This window comes from Chthonobacter rhizosphaerae, assembly GCF_013839525.1.
Taxonomy (GTDB): Bacteria; Pseudomonadota; Alphaproteobacteria; order Rhizobiales; family Pleomorphomonadaceae; genus Chthonobacter; species Chthonobacter rhizosphaerae.
This window is the reverse complement of record NZ_JACDIS010000004.1, coordinates 268807-289497: the sequence shown is the minus strand read 5'-3', so window position 1 is coordinate 289497 and position 20691 is coordinate 268807. Positions and strand designations below refer to the sequence as shown.

19 protein-coding genes are annotated in these 20691 nt (G+C 70.2%); 15 read left to right on the top strand and 4 right to left on the bottom strand.

All coding sequences use genetic code 11. From position 1 onward, the window contains the following. Positions 1 to 124: 124 nt before the first annotated feature. Both HND91_RS09470 and HND91_RS09465 read left to right on the top strand, forming a co-directional pair. Entirely contained in the window at positions 125 to 598 is a 474-nt protein-coding gene (locus HND91_RS09470) for a hypothetical protein (RefSeq protein ID WP_181706314.1), read from the top strand. Between the two features lie 242 nt (positions 599 to 840). Beyond that, a complete protein-coding gene (locus HND91_RS09465) occupies positions 841 to 1506 on the top strand; it encodes a response regulator (protein WP_181706313.1) in 666 nt (221 codons plus the stop codon). 60 nt (positions 1507 to 1566) lie between these two features. Here HND91_RS09465 and HND91_RS09460 read toward each other — a convergent pair whose 3' ends face one another. Next, the gene (locus HND91_RS09460) at positions 1567 to 5082 is read right to left on the bottom strand and encodes a PAS domain-containing hybrid sensor histidine kinase/response regulator (RefSeq protein WP_181706312.1); all 3516 of its coding nucleotides are present in this window, start codon (positions 5080 to 5082) and stop codon (positions 1567 to 1569) included. A gap of 415 nt (positions 5083 to 5497) precedes the next feature. On the opposite strand from HND91_RS09460, the gene mscL reads away from it, so the two are divergent. The 6 genes from mscL (at position 5498) to HND91_RS09430 (ending at position 10619) form a co-directional block, all read left to right on the top strand. Continuing rightward, positions 5498 to 5914, top strand: a complete 417-nt coding sequence (mscL, locus tag HND91_RS09455) for a large conductance mechanosensitive channel protein MscL (RefSeq protein ID WP_181706311.1) — start codon at positions 5498 to 5500, stop codon at positions 5912 to 5914. A 104-nt stretch (positions 5915 to 6018) separates the two neighbouring features. After that, positions 6019 to 7227, top strand: a complete 1209-nt coding sequence (locus HND91_RS09450) for a pyridoxal phosphate-dependent aminotransferase (RefSeq protein ID WP_181706310.1) — start codon at positions 6019 to 6021, stop codon at positions 7225 to 7227. 44 nt (positions 7228 to 7271) lie between these two features. Beyond that, positions 7272 to 8462 (top strand): two-component system sensor histidine kinase NtrB, encoded by a 1191-nt coding sequence (locus HND91_RS09445; protein ID WP_181706309.1) that lies wholly within the window; start codon positions 7272 to 7274, stop codon positions 8460 to 8462. A gap of 2 nt (positions 8463 to 8464) precedes the next feature. Beyond that, on the top strand, positions 8465 to 9088 hold the full coding sequence (locus tag HND91_RS09440) for a response regulator transcription factor (protein ID WP_181706308.1): 624 nt from the start codon (positions 8465 to 8467) through the stop codon (positions 9086 to 9088). A gap of 74 nt (positions 9089 to 9162) precedes the next feature. Next, complete coding sequence (locus HND91_RS09435; RefSeq protein WP_210272636.1) at positions 9163 to 9504, top strand: response regulator; 342 nt, start codon at positions 9163 to 9165, stop codon at positions 9502 to 9504. 356 nt (positions 9505 to 9860) lie between these two features. Further along, the gene (locus HND91_RS09430; RefSeq protein WP_210272635.1) at positions 9861 to 10619 is read left to right on the top strand and encodes a Crp/Fnr family transcriptional regulator; all 759 of its coding nucleotides are present in this window, start codon (positions 9861 to 9863) and stop codon (positions 10617 to 10619) included. A gap of 206 nt (positions 10620 to 10825) precedes the next feature. Here HND91_RS09430 and hemN read toward each other — a convergent pair whose 3' ends face one another. After that, entirely contained in the window at positions 10826 to 12190 is a 1365-nt protein-coding gene (gene hemN / locus HND91_RS09425) for an oxygen-independent coproporphyrinogen III oxidase (RefSeq protein WP_181706307.1), read from the bottom strand. A gap of 135 nt (positions 12191 to 12325) precedes the next feature. Between hemN and HND91_RS09420 the strand changes: the two genes are divergently transcribed. Continuing rightward, positions 12326 to 13417 carry an AbrB family transcriptional regulator gene (locus tag HND91_RS09420; RefSeq protein WP_181706306.1) on the top strand — a complete coding sequence of 364 codons (1092 nt, stop codon included), beginning with the start codon at positions 12326 to 12328 and terminating at the stop codon, positions 13415 to 13417. 48 nt (positions 13418 to 13465) lie between these two features. Here HND91_RS09420 and HND91_RS09415 read toward each other — a convergent pair whose 3' ends face one another. After that, a complete protein-coding gene (locus HND91_RS09415; RefSeq protein WP_246329384.1) occupies positions 13466 to 13963 on the bottom strand; it encodes an SRPBCC domain-containing protein in 498 nt (165 codons plus the stop codon). A 308-nt stretch (positions 13964 to 14271) separates the two neighbouring features. Between HND91_RS09415 and ccoN the strand changes: the two genes are divergently transcribed. The 4 genes from ccoN to ccoP are packed head-to-tail and all read left to right on the top strand — an operon-like array spanning position 14272 to position 17711. Continuing rightward, positions 14272 to 15927, top strand: a complete 1656-nt coding sequence (gene ccoN, locus HND91_RS09410; protein ID WP_181706305.1) for a cytochrome-c oxidase, cbb3-type subunit I — start codon at positions 14272 to 14274, stop codon at positions 15925 to 15927. Between the two features lie 14 nt (positions 15928 to 15941). Then, positions 15942 to 16670, top strand: a complete 729-nt coding sequence (gene ccoO, locus HND91_RS09405; protein ID WP_181706304.1) for a cytochrome-c oxidase, cbb3-type subunit II — start codon at positions 15942 to 15944, stop codon at positions 16668 to 16670. A 12-nt stretch (positions 16671 to 16682) separates the two neighbouring features. Beyond that, a complete protein-coding gene (locus tag HND91_RS09400; RefSeq protein ID WP_181706303.1) occupies positions 16683 to 16838 on the top strand; it encodes a cbb3-type cytochrome c oxidase subunit 3 in 156 nt (51 codons plus the stop codon). Positions 16839 to 16841: 3 nt separating this feature from the next. Beyond that, entirely contained in the window at positions 16842 to 17711 is an 870-nt protein-coding gene (ccoP, locus tag HND91_RS09395) for a cytochrome-c oxidase, cbb3-type subunit III (protein WP_181706302.1), read from the top strand. 87 nt (positions 17712 to 17798) lie between these two features. On the opposite strand, the gene HND91_RS09390 is transcribed toward ccoP, so the two are convergent. Beyond that, a complete protein-coding gene (locus HND91_RS09390; protein ID WP_181706301.1) occupies positions 17799 to 18431 on the bottom strand; it encodes a glutathione S-transferase family protein in 633 nt (210 codons plus the stop codon). A 205-nt stretch (positions 18432 to 18636) separates the two neighbouring features. Here HND91_RS09390 and ccoG point away from each other — a divergent pair, with 205 nt between their 5' ends. Together ccoG and HND91_RS09380 are read left to right on the top strand one after the other, a co-directional pair. After that, entirely contained in the window at positions 18637 to 20088 is a 1452-nt protein-coding gene (gene ccoG / locus HND91_RS09385; protein ID WP_181706300.1) for a cytochrome c oxidase accessory protein CcoG, read from the top strand. Positions 20089 to 20189: 101 nt separating this feature from the next. Next, positions 20190 to 20690, top strand: coding sequence for a FixH family protein (locus tag HND91_RS09380; RefSeq protein WP_181706299.1), 501 nt, complete (start codon positions 20190 to 20192; stop codon positions 20688 to 20690). Position 20691 lies beyond the last annotated feature (1 nt).

Below are 20691 nucleotides of genomic sequence, written 5' to 3'. Positions count from 1 at the left end.
GTGGGGCGGGGGCTTGGCGGTTCGTCATGCTTCCGCCCTTCTGCCGTCCGAGGATGGCCCGGTTGCGGGTGGGCGCCTCGCCCCGAGGAGATCGGGCCGCGGCGGTCGCCCCGAGGAGATGCCCATGTCGTACCGCTTCCTCGCCACCCTTCCGATCGCCCTCCTCGTGGCGGCCGGACCCGCTCTCGCCCAGACCGCGCCGGCGGCGCCGGAGACGACCGTCGGCCCGTCCGAGCAGGGCTTCACCTTCGCGCCCGCCGACGGCGACCACCTGAAGATCGACCGGCGCACCGGCCGCGTCTCCGTCTGCGGCCAGCGCAACGGATCCTGGACCTGCACCCTGGTGCCGGACGACAGGGAGGCCCTGGAGGACGAGGTCGCGCGGCTCGAAGCCGACAAGCGCCGCCTGGAGGCGCGCGTCGCCGACCTGGAGCGGCAGGCCTCCGGCGCCGAGCCCCGAACGACCGAACCCTGGCTCGGACCGGAGGAGGAGCGCGAACTGGAGCGCTTCATGGAGTTCTCCGGCAAGGCGATGCGGCGCTTCTTCGGCCTCGTGGAGGAACTGAAGCGGGAGTATGAGGGGACGGACCGCATCTGACCGGGCTTCGTAGTGCTCCGGATCCGGATTTGCTGGATGTTCCCCCAGGCAATCGTCCAATATATGCGCCTGTCCTGCTTGATGCGGACATGACGGAGTCGTTACAGTTGACATCGACCAGAAGGCCACCGGTCGTCTAGACGAGCGAGCAGCGCCGAAGCCACGGGTCCGGCGCAGAGCTGCCCTGAGAGCGATACGAGTGGTCCGGTTCCGGCGCGACGACGCCAAGGGGGGACCCGTTCATGGAGAACGCTCGCTATCGCTTCCTGATCGCCGACGATCATCCGCTGTTCCGCGGCGCCCTGCGCCAAGCCCTCGAAGGCATGTTCGAGGGCGTGGTCATCCTGGAATCCGGCTCCGTGGACGAGATGTCCGCGGCGCTCGCCGAGGACGAGGACGTGGACCTGGTTCTCCTCGACCTCAACATGCCGGGCGTACGGGGCTTTTCCGGCCTCCTGTTCCTCAGGGCCCAGTTCCCGGCCGTGCCGGTGATGGTGGTGTCCGCCAACGAGGACCCGGTCGCCATCCGCCGCTGCATGGAGATCGGCGCCTCCGGCTTCATCCCGAAATCGCTGCCGATCGAGACGATCCGGGGCGCGATCGCCCGGGTCATCGAGGGCGGCGTCTGGACCCCGCCCGACGTGGACATCGGCAGCCGGGACGAGAACTCCGACCTCACCGCCCGGCTGGCGTCGCTGACGCCCCAGCAGGTGCGCGTGCTGATGATGCTGTCGGAAGGCCTCCTCAACAAGCAGATCGCCTACGAGCTCTCGGTCTCGGAAGCGACCGTGAAGGCCCACGTGTCGGCCATCCTGCAGAAGCTCGGCGTGGAAAGCCGCACCCAGGCGGTGATCGCCGCCTCGCGGATCGAGCAGGGCCAGTGGCAGGCGCTGACCGCGACCGCGTGAGAGGCGCCGGCCGGCGGGGTGGGCGTCCGCGCATCGGTCGATCATGCCGGCGCGGGCGGCTCACTCGGCGGCGGCGGCGCGGCTGGCCTGGTGCTGGGCGAGGAGGGCGCGCAGGGCGGCGGGCTTCAGCGGCTTGAAGAGGACCGTGATGTCCTTGCCGGCGGCCTCGGCCTTGAGGCCCGGCGAGCGGTTGGCCGTGATCAGGATGGCCGGGATGGCCTCCCCGAAGCGCCAGCGCAGGCGCACCACGGCCTCCACGCCGGTGCCCTCGTCCAGATGGTAGTCGACGAGAAGGATGTCCGGCGGCGCCTTCTCGTCCTTCAGCGCCTGGGCGGCCTCCTTCGGGCCGGGCGCGCAGGTGACCCGGCAGCCCCAGCCGGTGAGGAGCGCCTGCATGCCGTCGAGGATCCGCGGCTCGTTGTCGATGCAGACCACGTGGAGGTCCGCGAGGTCGGCGAGCGGCGCGCGCGGCTGCTCCTCGGCGCGGACCGCCGGCACCACGGCCGGCGCCTGGGGCACCTCCACGGCGAAGCGCGAGCCCAGCCCCGGCGCGGACGTCACCGACACCGGATGGTCGAGCACCTTCCCGATGCGCTCCACGATGGAGAGGCCGAGGCCGAGCCCGCGCGCCACCTTGGCGCCCTGCTCCAGGCGGCGGAACTCCTCGAAGATCGTGGCCTGCTTGCCGGCCGGGATGCCGATGCCGGTGTCGTGGACGGTGATCATCAGCCGCCCGTCCCGCCGCCGGCAGCCGACGAGCACCCGGCCGGTCTGGGTATATTTGATGGCGTTGGAGATGAGGTTCTGCAGCAGCCGGCGCAGCAGCCGCCGGTCCGACCGGACCGTGGCGGTGGACATCACGACCCGGAAATCGAGGCCCTTGTCGCGGGCGAGCGGCTCGAACTCCATCTTCAGCGGCTTCAGGATCTCGTCGATCCGGAACAGGCCCACCTCCGGCCTGAGGGCCCCGGTGTCGAGCCGGGAGATGTCGAGGACGGCGCCGAGGATCTCCTCCACGCTCTCCAGGGAGGCGTCCACCGCCGCCACCATCTCGGCCGAGGGCGTGCCGGCGGACCGTTCGACGAGCGTGGTCGTGTAGAGGCGCGCCGCGTTCAGCGGCTGCAGGATGTCGTGGCTCGCCGCGGCGAGGAAGCGGGTCTTGCCGATGTTGGCCTCGTCAGCGGCCGCCTTGGCCCGGGCGAGGGCGTCGTTGGCGTCGAGGAGCGCCTCGGTGCGCTCCTTCACGCGCCGCTCCAGGCTCTCGTTGGCGCGCGCGAGCGCCCGCTCGCCCTCCACCCGGTCGGTGATGTCGGTCGCCGTCAGCACGATGCCGCCGTCGGGCATGGACGACGAGCGGATCTCCAGCACGGTGCCGGACGGCTGCAGCGTCTCCTGCACGGTGGCCATGCGGCGCACGTACTTGTCCAGCCGGTCGTCCACGATCGCCTGGGGCGCGCCGGGGCCGAACAGGCCGCGCTCGGCGTTGTAGCGCAGGATGTCCACGAGGGCGGTGCCCACCTGGCCGAACTCCGCCGGCAGGTCCAGGAGGTCGCGGAAACGCCGGTTCCAGCAGATGAGCCGGAGATCCTGGTCGAACACGCCGATGCCCTGGGCCACCTGGTCGAGGGCGGTCTGCATCAGGTCGCGGGAATACTGGATCGCTTCCGAGGCGTCGTCGAGCAGCTTCATGGCCGCCTTGGTGGACGGGTCGCGGCGCTTCAGGAGGAGCGAGAGCACCAGCCGCGCCGAGGCGGCCCCGATGGCGCTCGCCAGAAGCTGCTCGGCGAAGCGGACGAGGTCGATGCTGGCGGGCTTCAGGGGCTCTAGGGTGGTCATGGTCTCCCGCGCGTAGCGGGCGAAGGACCGCTGCGCCCGTTCCTCCCCGATGTAGCGGGCGACGGTGGTGCGCAGGTCGTCCACCGTGACGGCGGTGCGCCAGAGCCGGTAGGACGGCGCCGGCGAGAACTGGGCCGGCACGAAGATGGACGCCTGCAGCCGCTCGATCGGTGCCGGTTCGCGGGTCAGCGACACGAACACCACCGTCAGCATGTTGACGGTGAGGCTCCAGAACACCCCGTGGGTGAAGGGCTCGAAGGCGATGTTGAAGAGGGCCTGCGGGCGCAGGACCTCCAGCCCGAACAGGCCGGTGGCGAGAAGGTCGCGGGAGACGAGGCCGGCGTCGGCGAGCGCCGGGATGAGCAGGGTGTAGACCCAGAGCGCGAAGCCGGCCGCCATGCCGGCGATGGCGCCGCGCGCGCTCGCCCGCCGCCAGACGAGGCCGAACAGGAAGGCCGGAGCGAGCTGCGCGATGGCGGCGAAGGACAGAAAGCCGATGGAGGCGAGGGCGGCCGTGTTGCCGGCGACCCGGTAGTAGGCGTAGCCCGCCATCATGACCGCCAGGATGGCGACCCGGCGCACGAGGAGCAGCACCCGCCCCATGTCGGCGCGCGTCAGCGCCTCCTCGGGCCGCTGGCGGAGCAGGAACGGGATCACCAGGTCGTTGGAGATCATGATGGAGAGCGCCACGCAGGCGACGATCACCATGGCGGTCGCGGCCGAAAGGCCGCCGATGAAGGCCACGAGGGTGATGAAGCCGTTGCCCGCGTGCATCGGCAGGGAGAGCACGTAGAGGTCGCCGTTGACCGACGGCCCGAAGGCGATGAGGCCGGCGAGCGCGATCGGCACCACGAAGAGGTTGATCACCACCAGGTAGAGCGGAAACATCCACGTGGCGCGCCGGAGCTCCGCCGGCGCGTTGTGCTCGACCACCGTCACGTGGAACATGCGCGGCAGGAGCAGGATGGCGCAGAGCGACAGGAGCGTCTGGGCGATCAGGCTGCCGCCGTTCATGTCGGAGCGGAACGGCGCAGCGACGCCGGCCGCCTCGGCGGCGGCCCAGAGGTCCGCCGGCCCGTCGTGCAGGTGATAGGTCACGTAGGCGCCGACCAGGATCATGCAGACGAGCTTGACGGCGCTCTCCGCCGCCACCGCCAGCATCAGCCCCTCCTGGTGCTCGGTGGCGTCGATGTGCCTCGTGCCGAACAGGATCGCGAAGGCCGCCATGAAGAGCGCGACCAGGAGCGACAGGTCGCCGAACACCGGCAGGGCTTCGAGACTGGCGGCGTTCTCCTGCATGATCAGCGCCGACACGGAACTCGACACCGCCTTCAGCTGCAGGGCGATGTACGGCACCGTGGCGACAACCGCGATCAGCGCCACCGTGGCGGCCACCGCCTGGCTCTTGCCGTAGCGGGCGCCGAGGAAGTCCGCGATGGAGGTGATGCGCTCGGCCTTGGCGAGCTGGATCACGCGCCGCAGGAGCGGATAGCCGAGGGCGAAGACCACGATGGGGCCGATGTAGATGGTGAGGAAGTCGAAGCCCCGGTGGGCCGCGAGGCCGACCGCGCCGAAGAAGGTCCAGGACGTGCAGTAGACCCCGAGCGACAGGGCGTAGATGGTCGGCCGCCCGCGCCCGGACTTCAGGCGCCGCTGCCGCCGGTCGCCGAGGCTCGCCACCAGGAACAGGAGCCCGATGTAGGCGAGCGCGACGACGATGATCACCCAACCCTGGAGCATGACGCCCACCATCCTCCCGCAAGGTCCCGCGGGGGCGCGCGAAACCCTTTGTTTTGCAGGATCGGAGCACGACCGGGCGGCCCTGTCCATGCGCAGCAAGACGGATCGGGAGAATGCGGTCGAGACAGGTCGGGCCGACGAGGTGCGGCCACGCGCGGCGGCGGCTGTGCGCGTGGTTCATCTCGTGGGAGGCGCAACGCCGTTCCGCATCGGCCAGGATGCAGCGCCCGTTCGTCGGCCGGCCCTGCCGTGGGGTCCCAGGGGGCCGCGCCGCCATGGCGACGGGAACACAGGGCGGAGAAAACATAGGACTCTTTACATCAATAACGTTGCGCGCGTCGCGGCGTGCGGCAGTCTGGGCGGACCGCGCGCCGGCATCGGGCCGGCGGCGCCGGGCATGTGGAGAGCATGACGAATGTTGAAGGAATTCCGCGAGTTCGCCCTTAAGGGCAACATGGTGGACCTCGCCATCGGCGTGATCATCGGGGGCGCCTTCGGTGGGCTCGTCAACTCGATCGTAGCCGACCTACTGATGCCGGTGATCGGCGTCATCACCGGCGGCATCGACTTCACGAACCTCTACGTGCAGCTCGCCGGAGCGCAGGTCGACAGCGATCTCGCCGCCGCCCGCAAGGCCGGCGCCACCATCGCCTACGGCAACTTCATCACGCTCCTGATCAACTTCGTCATCATCGCCTTCGTGCTCTTCCTGGTCGTGAAGCTGATGAACCGGCTGAAGCGCCGGCAGGAAGCCGCGCCGGCGGTGGTGGAGACGCCGCAGGACGTCCAGCTCCTGATGGAGATCCGGGACCTCCTGGCGCGCCGGCCCTGACCGTCGGGCCACCCCGTGGAAACAAGGGTTTGGCCCTTTGCTCGGTCGGCGGACCCGGCTATCAAGGCGGGGCCTTGACGTCGAACCCCAGGACACCCCCGACCATGACGCTCGATTCCCGCTGGCGCGATGCCCTGACCCGCGAAGCGCTGGACGCGCCGCCGAGCGGCATCGTGGAGGTGATGGTGCACGGGTTCAACAAGCCCGGCATCGTGCCGCTCTGGGCCGGGGAGGGCGACCTGCCGACCCCGCCCTTCATATCCGAGGCGGCGACCCGGTCGCTGGCGGCCGGCGAGACCTTCTACACCATGCAGACCGGCATCCCGGAGCTGCGCGCGGCGCTCGCCGCCTATTCGGACCGGGTCCACGGCGGCCTCTTCGGCAGGCCGTTCTCGCCGGAGCGCTTCATCGTGACGAACGGCGGCATGCACGCCATCCAGCTGGCGCTCGCCGCCTTCGCGGGACCGGGCGACGAGGTGCTGATCCCGACGCCCGCCTGGCCGAACTTCGACGGCGCCACCCGGGTGCGCGGCGCAACGCCGGTGGAGGTGCCGATGACGCTCGGCAACTCCGGCTGGGTACTCGACGTCGATCGGCTGGCGGCGGCGGTGACCCCGCGCACGAAGGTGCTGTTCGTCAACTCCCCGTCGAACCCCACCGGCTGGACCGCCGACCGGGAGACCTTGAAGGCCCTCCTCGACCTTTCCCGCCGGCACGGCTTCTGGATCGTCGCCGACGAGATCTACGGCCGCTTCCACTTCAAGGACGGCGGCGGCGTGGCGCCGTCCTTCCACGACATCATCGAGGAGGACGACCGGGTGGTGTTCGTCAACACCTTCTCCAAAAACTGGGGCATGACCGGCTGGCGGATCGGCTGGCTGGAGGTGCCGCCGGCGCTGGTCGGCACCTTCGTGAACCTGATCCAGTATTCCTCCTCCGGCACGGCGGTGTTCATGCAGCGCGCCGGCATCGCGGCGCTCGAGCACGGCGAGAGCTTCGTCGCGCACCAGGTGGCGCGCGTCGCCAAGGGAATCGGCATCGTGTCGGACGCGCTCGCGTCCACTAGCCGCGTGCGCTTCGCCCGTCCGGACGGGGCCTTCTACATCTTCTTCGCCATCGACGGCGAGCCGGACACCCGCCGGCTCGGGCTGCGCCTCGTCGACGAGGCGAACGTCGGGATCGCGCCCGGAACCGCCTTCGGCGGCGCCGGCGCGGGCTTCATGCGGATCTGCGTCGCCCGCGGCGAGGAGCGTCTGCGCACCGCGTCGGACCGCCTGAAGCACTGGTTGGAGACCACGAAACAGATGATATGATCTGCCGAAGACCGCATGCCTGACGCGACGAGGTTCGACCGCTCTTGACCGATTCCGGCGCCTTCCAGACCGAGACCGATGCCCGGCCCGACCGTTCTCCCGTCTCGGAGGCCCGGTTCGCCAGCGTGCTCGACACGGCGGCCGACGGCATCGTGGTGATCGACGAGCGGGGCGTGATCCTGGCCTTCAACAAAAGCTGCGAGCGGCTGTTCGGCTACACGGCCGAGGAGGCGATCGGCCAGAACGTCAAGATCATCATGCCGCCGAGCTACGCGGTGGAGCACGACCGCTACATCTCGCACTACCGCCGGACGGGCGAGCGGCGGATCATCGGCATCGGCCGGGAAGTGGCCGGCATGCACCGGGACGGCACCATCTTCCCGGTGGAACTCTCCGTCGGCGAGGCCCCGACCACCGAGGGCCGCCAGTTCATCGGCATCCTGCGCGACCTCCGGTCGCGCAAGCAGACCGAGCAGCGCCTGTCCCAGCTGCAGGCGCAGATCATGCACATGACCCGTCTCTCCGCCATGGACGAGATGGGCGCCGCCATGGCGCACGAGCTGAACCAGCCGCTGACCGCCCTGATGCTCTACCTGCAGGCGATCATCCGCCAGACCCGGGCCGACAGCGGCAAGCCCCTGAAGCCCGACCAGATCCGCGCCATCATGGAAAAGGCCCTGATGGAGGCCGAGCGGGCCGGCGGCATCATCCAGCGCATGCGCCAGATGGTGGAGAAGCGCGACCCGGAGCGCAGCCGCATCAACCTCGTGGACGTGGTGGACGAGGCGGTGGACCTGACCGCCTTCGTGGCCCAGGGCTCCACGGTCACCATCCGGCGGCTGTTCCCGCACGAGCCGGTGGCGGTGGACGCGGACCCGATCCAGATCCAGCAGATCGTGCTCAACCTGTTGCGCAACGCCGTGGAAGTGGCCCGGGACAGCCGCGACAAGTGGGTGGAGGTGCGCGTCGGCCGCACCGAGACCGAAGCGTTCGTCTCGGTGGAGGACAGCGGCCCGGGCATCGCGCCGGACGCGGCGGCGACCCTGTTCCGCACCTTCTCGACCACCAAGAAGAGCGGCATGGGCCTCGGCCTCGCCATCTCCCGCTCGATCGCCCAGAACCACGGGGGCGACCTCGGCGTCGCCGCCGGCGGCGAGGGCAAGGGGGCGGTGTTCACGCTGACGCTGCCGATGGGCGAACGCAACGACGGGACGACGGAACAAGGGGACGGCTGACAATGGGCGACACGACCACGGATTCCATCTTCATCGTGGACGACGACGCGTCGATCCGCGACGCCCTCACGGTCGTGTTCGATCTGGAAGGCTTCCAGGCGCGCTCGTTCGAGAACGGCGACGACTTCCTGGAGGCGGTGCGCGGCGAGACGCCGGCCTGCGTGCTCCTCGACGTGCACATGCCCGGCCGGTCGGGCCTCGACGTCCTGAAGGCGCTCGACGTGAATTCCTTCCCGGCGCCGGTGTTCGTCATCTCCGGCCAGGGCGACATCCCGATGGCGGTGAGCGCCATCAAGCTCGGCGCCATCGACTTCATCGAGAAGCCGTTCGACGCCGACACGGTGGTGACGCGGGTGCGCGACGCCATCGCGGCCGCCGCCGCCCGGGCTGGGAAACCCGCCAACCATCCGCACTTTCCCGGATCGGACCTTCTCACCCCGCGCGAGCAGGACGTCCTGAAGGAGATCACCGCGGGCGCCTCCAACAAGGAGGCCGGGCGCCGGCTCGGCATCTCGCCGCGCACCATCGAGGTGCACCGCGCCCGCATCATGGAAAAGCTCGGCGCCCGCAACGCCGCCGACCTGGTGCGCATCGTGCTGACTGCGAATACGGGCGAAAACGGATAATAATCGCGACCCGAAAGGCGCATTGTGTCCCGTGCGAGCCCTCCCGCCGGAGGGCGGCGTTGCGGAGCGGACCCTTGGCCTTTCTGATCGTGGAAGATGACGCGGCTGTCGCCGACGCCCTGAGAGGCCTGCTCTCGGCCGCGGGGTTCGAGGTGCGCGCCTTCTCGTCCGGCGAGGCCTTCCTGCTCGCCGGCCCGCCGTCGGGCGCCGACACGGTGGTGATCGACCTCGGCCTGCCGGGTGTGAGCGGCGCCACGCTGATCCAGTGGCTGGGCGCGCTCGCCGATCCGCCCCGCGTGGTGGTGATCTCGGGCAAGTCGTCCCGCCTGATCGAGCGGGAGATCGCCGGCCTCAGCCCCGTGCAGGTGCTGCGCAAGCCGCCCGCCGCCGACTGGTTCGAGGCGATCGCCGGCTGACCGCGGCCGTCGGCGGTTCACGCCCGACCTGGCGCGGCCCTGGATCCCGCCGCCCGCACCCTGCCCCGCCGTTCCTGGAAGCGCTGCCTCGGCCGTTGTGAAAAGAGGCCTTCGGGCAAGTGCTTACGTAGCGCGGCTTACGTATGCGACCGAATTTTTTACGGGCGATCCACGGGTTAACCTCCGGTCCAGAGTGAAGCTTGCGGTGCGAGGCGGTCGGACGGACCAAGACGCACCGGATCCGGCGGCGGCGTCAGCCGCCCCGGGTGGCGGCCCGCATATCCCGTGGACGGACGGGGCGGACGGTCCGGCTTTCCTCTCGACGCGGGCCGCTTCCGCGGCCCCGAGGAGGGATCATGTTTCTCGATGTCAAGATGAACGCCGAGGCCGCGCGGGCCGAGGTCGCGGACGTGCCGCGCCAGCCCGGCACCGGCCGCTACGCGGGCACCCGTCGGCGCACCCTGCCGGCCGACACCGCCTGGGCCGAGTTCCTGGCGAGCGCCCGCACCCGGGTCGAGACCCGGGACGCCCACGACATCCTCTTCCACGAGGACGACCCGGCCGAGCACATCTACGAGGTCGTCTCCGGCCAGGTGATGCTCTACCGGCTCCTCGCCGACGGCCGCCGCCAGGTGGTGGACATCGTCTCCGCCGGCGACCTGATCGGCCTCTCCATGACCGGCCTCTACGACTGCTCCGCCGAGACGCTGACCGGCTCGGACGTGCGCGTCCTGGAGCGCCGCGACGTGGAGCGGTCCCGCGACCTGCAGACCCATGTGAACCGCTGCCTGATGACGCGGATCGAGTCGCTGCATTCCCATGCGGTGCTCCTCGGCCGCAAGTCCGCCCAGGAGCGGGTGGCGAGCTTCCTGATGCGCTTCGTGCCGAAGCGCGGCGTGGTCGGCTGCGTCGGCCCGGCGGTCGGCGGCGACGAGCAGACGGTGGTTCTGCGCATGACCCGCCAGGAGATCGCGGATTATCTCGGCCTCACGATCGAGACGGTCAGCCGCGTCCTCTCCGACATGAAGCGCCGCGGCGTCATCTCGATCGAGAAGAACGACCGCATCCGCATGGCGAGCGTCTGCCGGGTCTGCAAGCTCACCGGCATCCACTGATCGGGCATCCGCCGATCGACCGCGTGTCCCGGGTCCGCGTCCTCCTCCCGCGCCGACCCGCCGCCTCCACGGAGAGGCCCCCTGGCGCTCCGCCCTGCCTTCCCGAAGGCATGGCCGGAGCGCTTTCTTTTCAATGCGGCCGTTCTCGCGACCGTCCGGCTGCGGATCCGGTGCGGACCGGCCGAGCGCTTTGATCGGCTGTCCGTTCAGACCGCCACGGAGTGACGCCCGCCCGTGCCGAGGTAGGCGTCGAAGGCGCTCGCCACGAGCCGGGCGATCTCCGTCGGCTGCCGCTCGATCCGAACCGTCCAGCCGTCCACCGCCACCCAGCCCGCCTCCACGAGCGGCGCCAGCCGGTCGAGCCCTTCGGAAAAGGTCGCCGGATCGGCCCCGTGGCGCGCGGCGGCGGCGGACAGATCCACCGTGAACACGGAGAGCAGCGCCTCGATCACCTCGCCGCGCATCAGGTCCTCGCCTTCGAACGCCTTGCCGCGCACGGTGGCGAGCTGGCCGGCCTCGATCGCCCGGCGCCAGCCGGCCGTGTCGGGGGCGTTCTGGGCGAAGCCCTCGGGCGTCCGCCCGATCGAGGACGCGCCGAAGCCGATCAGCGTGGCGGCCGCATCGGTCGTATAGCCCTGGAAATTGCGCCGGAGCGTGCCGGCGTCCCGCGCCGCCGTCAGCGGGTCGTCCGGGCGGGCGAAGTGGTCGATGCCGATCGGCTCGTAGCCGAAGGCGTCGATGGTCTCCCGAGCGACGCGGGCGAGTTCGATGCGGGCGTCCGCGTCCGGCAGGCTCGCCTCGTCGATGAGGCTCTGGTTCGGCTTGAACCAGGGCACGTGCGCATAGCCGAACAGCGCGATCCGGCTCGGCGCGAGGCCGGCGGCGTTCATGGCCGTATGGCGGATCGTCTCGCGGGTCTGGCCGGGCAGGCCGTACATGAGGTCGAAGTTCACGTCGTGGATGCCGGCGATCCGGAGCGCCGCCAGCGCCGCCTCCACCACCTCCAGCGGCTGGATCCGGCCGATCGCCGCCTGGACGCCGGGGTCGAGGTCCTGGACGCCGAGGCTCGCCCGGGTGACGCCGGCCGCCATCAGGCGGCGCGCGTCCATCCGGGTCACGTGGCGCGGGTCGAGCTCGATCGCGTGCTCCACGTCGTCGCGGATGCGGAAGCGGCGGTGCAGATCCTCCACGATCGCTTCGAAGGCGGCCGGCGGCAGGAGGTTCGGCGTGCCGCCGCCCCAGTGGATGTGCGACACCTCCACCGGCCCGGTGAGCTCCGCCACGAGGGCGATCTCCCGGCGCAGCGTCTCCGCATAGGCGAGGATCGGCCCGTCCTTCAGCGACGCCTTCGTGGTGCAGCCGCAATAGTGGCAGATGGAGCGGCAGAAGGGCACGTGAAGGTAGAGCGAGACTGCATCGGCCCGGCGGCCGGCGCGCATCAGCCATGCGGCATGGACTCCCGCGTCCACCCGCGTTGAGAAGTGGGGCGCCGTCGGATACGAGGTGTACCGGGGCACGGTGCGGCGGGCGAGCTCGGAGAGCGAGACGGACGAGATGACAGGTGCGTTCATGGGGACGAAGGTCGCCGGTTTCGACGCCGGGCGCCTTGACGAAGGTCAAACCCGTGGCGAACGCGGCCCCGGTCCCTTCATCCGATCGGCCAGCCCCGAACCCCGCCCCGAACCTCGCCACGGATCCTGCCGCCGATGACCGCGCGGTCGCCCATGCCCCCTCGCGCCCTCGGCGCCCTCGCGCTGGTGTTCGCCATCGGGGCCGCCGGCGGCGCGGCCTTCGCGGCGCTCGGCCTGCCGGCCGCCTGGCTTTCGGGCGCCATGGTGGCCACCGGCGTCGCGGCGCTCCTCGGGCTCGACGCCAAGGTGCCGGCCCGCCTGCGCGACCTCGTCTACATGGTGCTCGGCGTCTCCATGGGGGCGGGCGTCACGCCCGACATCCTGAACCGGATGGGCAGCTGGCCGATCAGCCTCGTCGGCCTCGTCGGCACGGTCGCGGCGGTGACGCTGGCGACCTACGGCTTCCTGCGCAAGGTCGCCGGCTGGGACCCGGCCACCGCCTATTTCGGCTCCATCCCGGGCGCGCTCTCCATGACGCTCGCCACCGCGGAGGTGAGCAAGGCCGACATGCGCAAGGTGGCGCTGTCCCAGTCCATGCGGCTCTTCATGCTGGTGGCGGTCCTGCCCGGGCTCGTCACCTCCTTCGAGGCGCCGGTCGGCGCGTCGTCGGCCGGCGCCGTGGTCACTGGCCTGGTGCCGCTCGTCCTCCTCGCCGTCGCGGGCGCGGTGGGCTCCGTTCTGGCGACCCTGGCCCGGATGCCGGCCGGGGTGCTGATCGGGGCCTTCGTGGCGAGCAGCCTCCTGCACGGGGTCGGCCTCGTGGAGGGACAGCTGCCGGCCGCGATCCAGCTGCCGGCCTTCGTGGCGCTTGGCGCCTTTCTGGGCCTGCGCTTCGCCGGCACGTCCCTCCGCCTCGTGATCGGCACCATCGTGACCGGCGTCGGCGCCTTCGCGGTGGCCTTCGCGGCCTCCCTCGCCGGGGCGGTGATCGTCGCCGAGCTCGCCGATATCGGGCTCGGCCAGGTGCTGGTCGCCTTCGCGCCCGGCGGTCTGGAGGCGATGGTCATCCTGGCCTTCGTGCTCGGCGTGGACCCGGCCTTCGTGGCCGCCCACCACCTCGCCCGGTTCGTCGGCATGACCATCGTGGTGCCCCTGTTCGCCCGCTTCGTGCTCGGCCCCGACTGGGACCAGACGACCGCCCGGAGCGTGGGCGGTCGGCGGACGTGATCGCCGGCGGACCGGAGCCTCGAGCCCGTTGCCACGGCGCCAGCGGGCCTAGAGGGTCGGCAGGATGCGCTCGAGGGCGTTGAAGCTCGCCGCCATGCCGTCCGCCATGGGCGTCGCCGCCGCGCCGTCCCTGGCGGCGGCGGACGAGTAGCGGATCCCGTAGCGGAGCGTGGTCCGGCCGTCGCCGTGGTCGTCAAACGTGGTAACCACCTCCGTCTCGCCGCCGGTCCAGTCCTCGTCGAAGAGTTCCGTGTGGACGGTCCGGCGGGGCCGCTCGATCTCCAGATACGCGCCGCCCATTCCAACCTCCCGGCCATCCGGCGCGCGCCAGACATAGCGGAACCGGCCGCCGGGCCGAAGATCCACGTCGCAGACGGCGAGCGTCCACTCCGGAGGGCCGGTCAGCCACCGCTTCAGGATGTCCGGCCGCGCGCAGGCGTCGAACAGGGTCTCCGGCGACGCCCGGAAGGTCCGGGCGATGTGGAGCTCGCGCTCGCCCACGGGCTCCATAATCATGGCGTCGCGGCGTGTGTCCTCGGTGGTCATCTCATCCTCCTCCTGCCTGGCTGAAAGGCCGGCCTTACGACGGTCGGTTCGGCCGCCCTGCCGCCGGAGGACGGCCGGCCCCCGCCCGAGCCGACATCCGGCCGAAGAAACCGAGCGGTGCCATCCGCATGAATGCGGAAGCGGACGGCGGCGGGCCGGCAAAGCCGCCCGCTTTCAACCGCTCGCGGCCGCGGCGTTGATCTGAGTCAAGGCCGCTTCCGTTCGCCCTCCCTAGGGTCGCACCTGATCAACCGGGTCCCTTTCCCGGTGTGCTCGTTCGTTTCGACCGTCAACTAGGGGCGACAATCATGACAGCGCAGAGGTCCACGCCTCTCATGTCGCTCGAGGAAGGCGCCTACGTCGCCTTCCTGGGGCTTCTTTCCTTCGTCTGCCTGCTGATCGCCGGCAAGGCCGTGGACCCGGTGATGGGCTTTCACGCCTTCCTCGGCGCGGTCTTCTCGGCCGGCGGCGTCTTCCTCATCGTCAAGAGCCATCTCGACGATCAGGGCGAGGTCGCCCCGCAGGAGATCGACGGCAAGCCGAACTACAACTTCGGCCCGGTGAAGTTCGGCACCATCGCGGCGCTCGTCTGGGGCATCGCGGGCTTCCTGGTCGGCGTCATCATCGCCACCCAGCTCGCCTATCCGGCGCTGAACCTCGACCTGCCGTGGACCACCTTCGGCCGGCTGCGCCCGCTGCACACCTCCGCGGTGATCTTCGCCTTCGGCGGCAACGTGCTCCTCGCCACGTCCTTCTACGTGGTGCAGCGCACCTGCCGGGCGCGCATGCCGGGCAAGGTCACCCCCTGGTTCATCATCCTCGGCTACAACGCCTTCATCGTCATCGCCGGTACGGGCTACCTGTTCGGCGCGACCCAGGGCAAGGAATACGCCGAGCCGGAGTGGTATGCCGACCTGTGGCTCACGATCGTGTGGGTGGTCTACCTGTTCGCCTTCCTGGCCACGCTGTGGAAGCGCAAGGAGCCGCACATCTACGTGGCGAACTGGTTCTACCTCGCCTTCATCGTGACGATCGCGATGCTCCACCTCGTCAACAACGCCACCATCCCGGTGTCGGTGTTCGGCATCAAGTCCTACATCGTCTGGTCCGGCGTCCAGGACGCCATGGTCCAGTGGTGGTACGGCCACAACGCGGTAGGCTTCTTCCTGACCGCCGGCTTCCTGGCCATCATGTACTACTTCGTGCCGAAGCAGGCCGGCCGGCCGGTCTATTCCTACCGGCTGTCGATCGTGCACTTCTGGGCGCTGATCTTCCTCTACATCTGGGCCGGTCCGCACCACCTGCACTACACGGCCTTGCCGGAGTGGGCCTCCACCCTCGGCATGACCTTCTCGATCATCCTGTGGATGCCCTCCTGGGGCGGCATGATCAACGGCCTGATGACGCTCTCGGGCGCCTGGGACAAGCTCCGGACCGACCCGGTGCTGCGCATGATGGTGGTGTCCATCGCCTTCTACGGCATGTCCACCTTCGAGGGCCCGCTGATGTCCGTGAAGGCGGTGAACAGCCTCAGCCACTACACCGACTGGACCATCGGCCACGTGCATTCCGGCGCGCTCGGCTGGGTCGCCTACATCTCCTTCGGGGCCATCTACTGCCTCGTGCCGTGGCTGTGGAACCGCAAGCAGCTCTACTCCCTGAAGCTCGTCGACTGGCACTTCTGGGTCTCCACCCTCGGCATCGTCCTCTACATCTCGGCGATGTGGGTGGCGGGCATCATGCAGGGCCTGATGTGGCGCGCCTACACCGAGCTCGGCTTCCTCCAGTACTCGTTCATCGAGACCGTGGAGGCGATGCATCCCTACTACCTCATCCGGGCTCTCGGCGGCGTCCTGTTCCTCTTGGGATCGCTGGTCATGGCCTACAACATCTACATGACCATCCGCTTCGGCGAGGCTGAAGAAGCCGCCGCCGGCCGTGTGGCCCTGGCTCCGGCCGAGTGACGGAGGCGAGAGACATGTCCCTCTTCGACAAGCACGCGATCTTCGAGAAGAATTCGATCCTCCTCACCGTCGGCATCCTGGTGGTGGTGGCCATCGGCGGCCTGGTGGAGATCGTCCCGCTCTTCTACCTGAAGAGCACCATCGAGACGGTGGAGGGCATCCGGCCCTACACCCCCCTGGAACTGGCCGGCCGCAACATCTACGTCCGCGAAGGCTGCTACCTCTGCCACAGCCAGATGGTGCGCCCGATGCGCGACGAGATCGAGCGCTACGGCCACTTCTCCCTGGCGGCGGAGAGCCAGTACGACAAGCCGTTCCAGTGGGGCTCCAAGCGCACCGGTCCGGACCTCGCCCGCGTCGGCGGCAAGTATTCCGACGAGTGGCACGTGGCGCACCTCATCGACCCGCGCCAGGTGGTGCCGGCCTCCATCATGCCGGGCTATCCCTTCCTGACCAGCGAGCTGAAGGCCGACCGCATCGCGGACGACCTGAAGGTCCTGCAGATCGAGGGCGTGCCCTACACGACGGAGCACGTGGAGAACGCCCGCCTGGACCTGCACGCCCAGCTGAACCCGGACGGCGACGTGGAGGCCTTCCTGGCCCGCTATCCGAAGGCGGTCGTGCGCGACTTCGACGGCGACCCGTCGAAGGTCACCGAGATGGACGCGCTGGTCGCCTATCTCCAGCACCTCGGCACGTTCGTGGACTTCAAGGTCTACGACGACAAAGCCAACCTGCGCTGAGGAGATCCCGCGATGTCCATTCCCTACGAAACCATCGCCGCGGTCGCCCAGCAGGGCGGGCTCGTCTACTTCGTCCTTCTCTTCCTCGCCGTCCTCGTCTACGCGCTCCGGCCCCGCAACAAGGCCAGCTTCGACCAGGCCGCGCACATCCCGCTCCGGGAGGATTGAGCCATGGCTCACCATGAAGTCGATCACGTCTCCGGAGTGACCACCACCGGTCACGAGTGGGACGGCATCAAGGAACTGAACAATCCGCTGCCGCGCTGGTGGCTCTACGTCTTCTACGCCACGATCGTGTGGTCCTTCGGCTACTTCCTGGTCTACCCGTCCTGGCCGACGCTGACCGGCTACACCAAGGGCCTCCTCGGCTATTCGCAGCGCGAGGCGGCGCTGACCGCGGTGGCCGAAGGCGCCGCGGCCCGGCTCCAGGCCGGCCAGGGGCTGGCGGACGCGACGCTGGAGACCATCCAGGGCGATCCGAAGCTCCTGGAGTTCGCCATGGCCAACGGCAAGGCGGCCTTCGGCGACAACTGCGCCCCGTGCCACGGCTCGGGCGCGACCGGCTCCAAGGGCTATCCGAACCTGCAGGACGACGACTGGCTGTGGGGCGGCTCGCTGGACGCCATCCACCAGACCATCACCGTCGGCATCCGGTCGACCCACGAGGAGAGCCGCATCTCCGACATGCCGGCCTTCGGCCGCGACGGTCTCCTGGAGAGGGACCAGATCAAGGCGGTGGCCAGCTACGTGCGCTCCCTCTCCGGCCTGCCGGTGCCCGAAGGCGCCGACCTCGCGACGGGTGGCACCGTCTACGCGGAGAACTGCGCCAGCTGCCACGGCGAGAAGGGCGAGGGGATGGCCGAGATGGGCGCCCCGAACCTCGCGGACGCGATCTGGCTCTACGGCTCGGACGAGAAGACCGTGGTGGAGACGATCACCAACGCCCGGCGCGGCGTGATGCCCGCCTGGGACGGCCGTCTCGACCCGGTGACGGTCAAGTCGCTGGCGGTCTACGTCCACGCGCTCGGCGGCGGCAGCTGACCGCGACCGTCATCCTGGCGGACGACGGTAGGGCGGCGGGGAGCGATCCCCGCCGTTGTCCGTTCCAGGCGAAGGAGCGCGGCCTGCTCAGGCCGGAGGCGGCTGCAGGGCGGCCATCGCCGCGTCGTCGAGGGCGTTCGCGCGCTGCCAGGCGGGTCGCGCGGTCATCTTGGCGAGATAGGCCTCGAACGCCGGGCGGGCCTCGATCGAGCCGAAGCGAAGGCCCCAGCCGATGTGCGAGCCCACGTAGACGTCCGCGGCGGTGAACCGGTCGCCGGCCACGAAGGCGTGGCGCGTGACCGCCGTCTCCAGGGTGTCCATCATGGTGTCGTAGGCGCCGTAGCCGACCATGCCGCGCTTGTCCGCCGGCACCTCCACGCCGAGCGCCCGGTTGACGAGCGCCTGCTCCAGCGGCCCGGCGGCGAAGAACATCCAGCGATAGTAGTCGGCCCGCTCCGCGGCCGTCGGCGCGAGGCCGGCGTCCGGGAAGGCGTCCGCCAGATAGGCGCAGATGGCGGCGCACTCGGTCACGACCGCTCCGTCGTGGACGACCGCCGGCACCTTGCCGAGGGGGTTCGTGGCCCGGTACTCGGCCGTCTTCATGGTCGGCCCGAACGGCACGATCTCGGTCCGGTAGGGCCGGCCGACCTCCTCCAGCATCCAGCGGGCGATCCGCCCGCGCGACATGGGATTGGTGTAGAGCACGATCTCGTCCGCCATGACGTCCTCCCTGAGAGCCTGGACCGGCGCAGGATGGCAGAGCGCAGGCCTGGAATGAAGCGTGAGAGATCCGACCGCCCGGTCCGTCCAGCAGCCTTCCGTCATTTGACCAAAGTCAATGCCGCCCCCGCCGGCCTCGACCATAGTCCACCCGCGACAGGCCGTCGGCGAAGCCCTGGCCGTCGCTTCGAGGAGTTGGACGGACATGCGCGTCGATCACGACGAGACGGCCGGGGGCGAAGACGTCCTCTACGCGTCGGCGAAGAAGATCTACCCGGCGGCCGTGCACGGGCGCCTGCGCACGATCAAGTGGGCGGTGCTGTTCATCACGCTCGGCATCTACTACTTCCTGCCGTTCGTGCGCTGGGACCGCGGCCCGAACGCGCCCGACCAGGCGGTGCTGATCGATCTCGCCGGCCGGCGCGCCTATTTCTTCTTCATCGAGATCTGGCCGCAGGAGGTCTACTACATCACCGGCCTGCTGGTGCTGGCCGCCGTCGCGCTCTTCCTGATGAACGCGGTCGCGGGCCGGGTCTGGTGCGGCTATCTCTGCCCGCAGACCGTCTGGACCGACCTCTTCCTGTGGGTGGAGCGCCTGACCGAGGGCGATCGGCGCGACCGCATGCTGCTCGACAAGGGCCCGTGGACCGGCGAGAAGATCGCTCGCCGCACCATGAAGCACCTCGGCTGGTTGATGATCGCCTGGTGGACCGGCGGCGCCTGGGTGCTCTACTTCGCGGACGCGCCGACCCTCGTCCACCAGCTGATCACCCACCAGGCGCCGCTCGCCGTCTACGTCTGGATCGGCATCCTGACCTTCACCACCTACACGCTCGCCGGCCACATGCGCGAGCAGGTCTGCCTCTACATGTGCCCGTGGCCGCGCATCCAGGCCGCCCTGACCGACGAGTGGGCCCTCAACGTCACCTACCGGGCCGACCGGGGCGAGCCGCGCACCTCCGTCAAGACGGCGGAGAAGCTGCGCGCCGCCGGCGAGAAGGCTGGCGACTGCATCGACTGCAACGCCTGCGTGTTCGTCTGCCCGACCGGCGTCGACATCCGCGACGGCAGCCAGCTCGGCTGCATCCAGTGCGGCCTCTGCATCGACGCCTGCGACACCATGATGGCCAAGGTCGGCCGCGAGCCGGGGCTGATCGGCTACGACACCGACATGAACATCGACCGCCGGGAGGCCGGCAAGCCGCCGATCTACCGGATCGTGCGCCCGCGGACCGTGCTCTACGTGGTCGTCATGGCGATCGTCGGCGGCGTCATGCTCTACGGCCTCGCCACCCGGAGCTTCCAGGACGTGAGCGTGCTCCACGACCGCAACCCGATCGCGGTGCAGCTTTCCGACGGCGGGGTGCGCAACGGCTTCACCGTGCGCCTCCTCAACAAGCGCACGGAGGAGCGGTCCTTCACCCTGGCGGTCGAGGGCCTGCCGGAGGGCGCCGCCATCGACGCGGTGGGCGTCGACCAGACCATCAACGGCGTGCCGCTCGTCATCGTGCCGCCGGACACGACCCGCGAGCTGCGCGTCCACGTGGCCGTGCCGCGCGGGGCCGTCACCGAGGCCTCCACGCCGGTGACGTTCCGCATCGTGGACATCGCCGGCGGCGAGACCGCCACCGCCCGCGACTATTTCAAGCTGCCCTGAGGGCGCTCCGACCGGCGGGCGGCGGCTCCCGACGGGCCGCCGCCCGCCCGCTTCAACCCGCGGCCGAGCCGGCCGCCCCGTCGCCCGAGAGACCATCGCCCATGGCCGCCGCACTTCCCGCCGACCGTCCCGTCACCGGCACCCGGGTCCTCGCCTGGGTGCTCGCCTTCTTCTTCGTGATCTTCGCCGCCAACGGCGCGCTGATCTACTTCGCCCTCACGTCCTTCCCGGGGCTGGAGGTGGCGAGCTCCTACAAGGCCGGCCAGCAGTTCGAGGCCGAGCGCGACGCCGCCCGCGCCCAGGAGACGCGGCACTGGACCGTGGACCTCGACGCCCGCATCGCGGCGCGCGGCGCAGCCGTGACCGCCGCCTTCCACGCGCCGGGCGGCCGCGCGGAACGCGACCTGACCGTGGAGGCGATCCTGAAGCACCCGACGGCCGCCTCCCGCGACCGGTCCGTGACCCTGACCGAAGGCGCCGACGGCACCTATGCGGGTCTCGTCGCCGACGTGGCGCCCGGCCAGTGGATCCTCGAGGTGGAGGCGAGCCGGGACGGCGAGCGCCTGTTCCGCAGCCGGAACCACCTGTTCCTGAAGCCCTGAA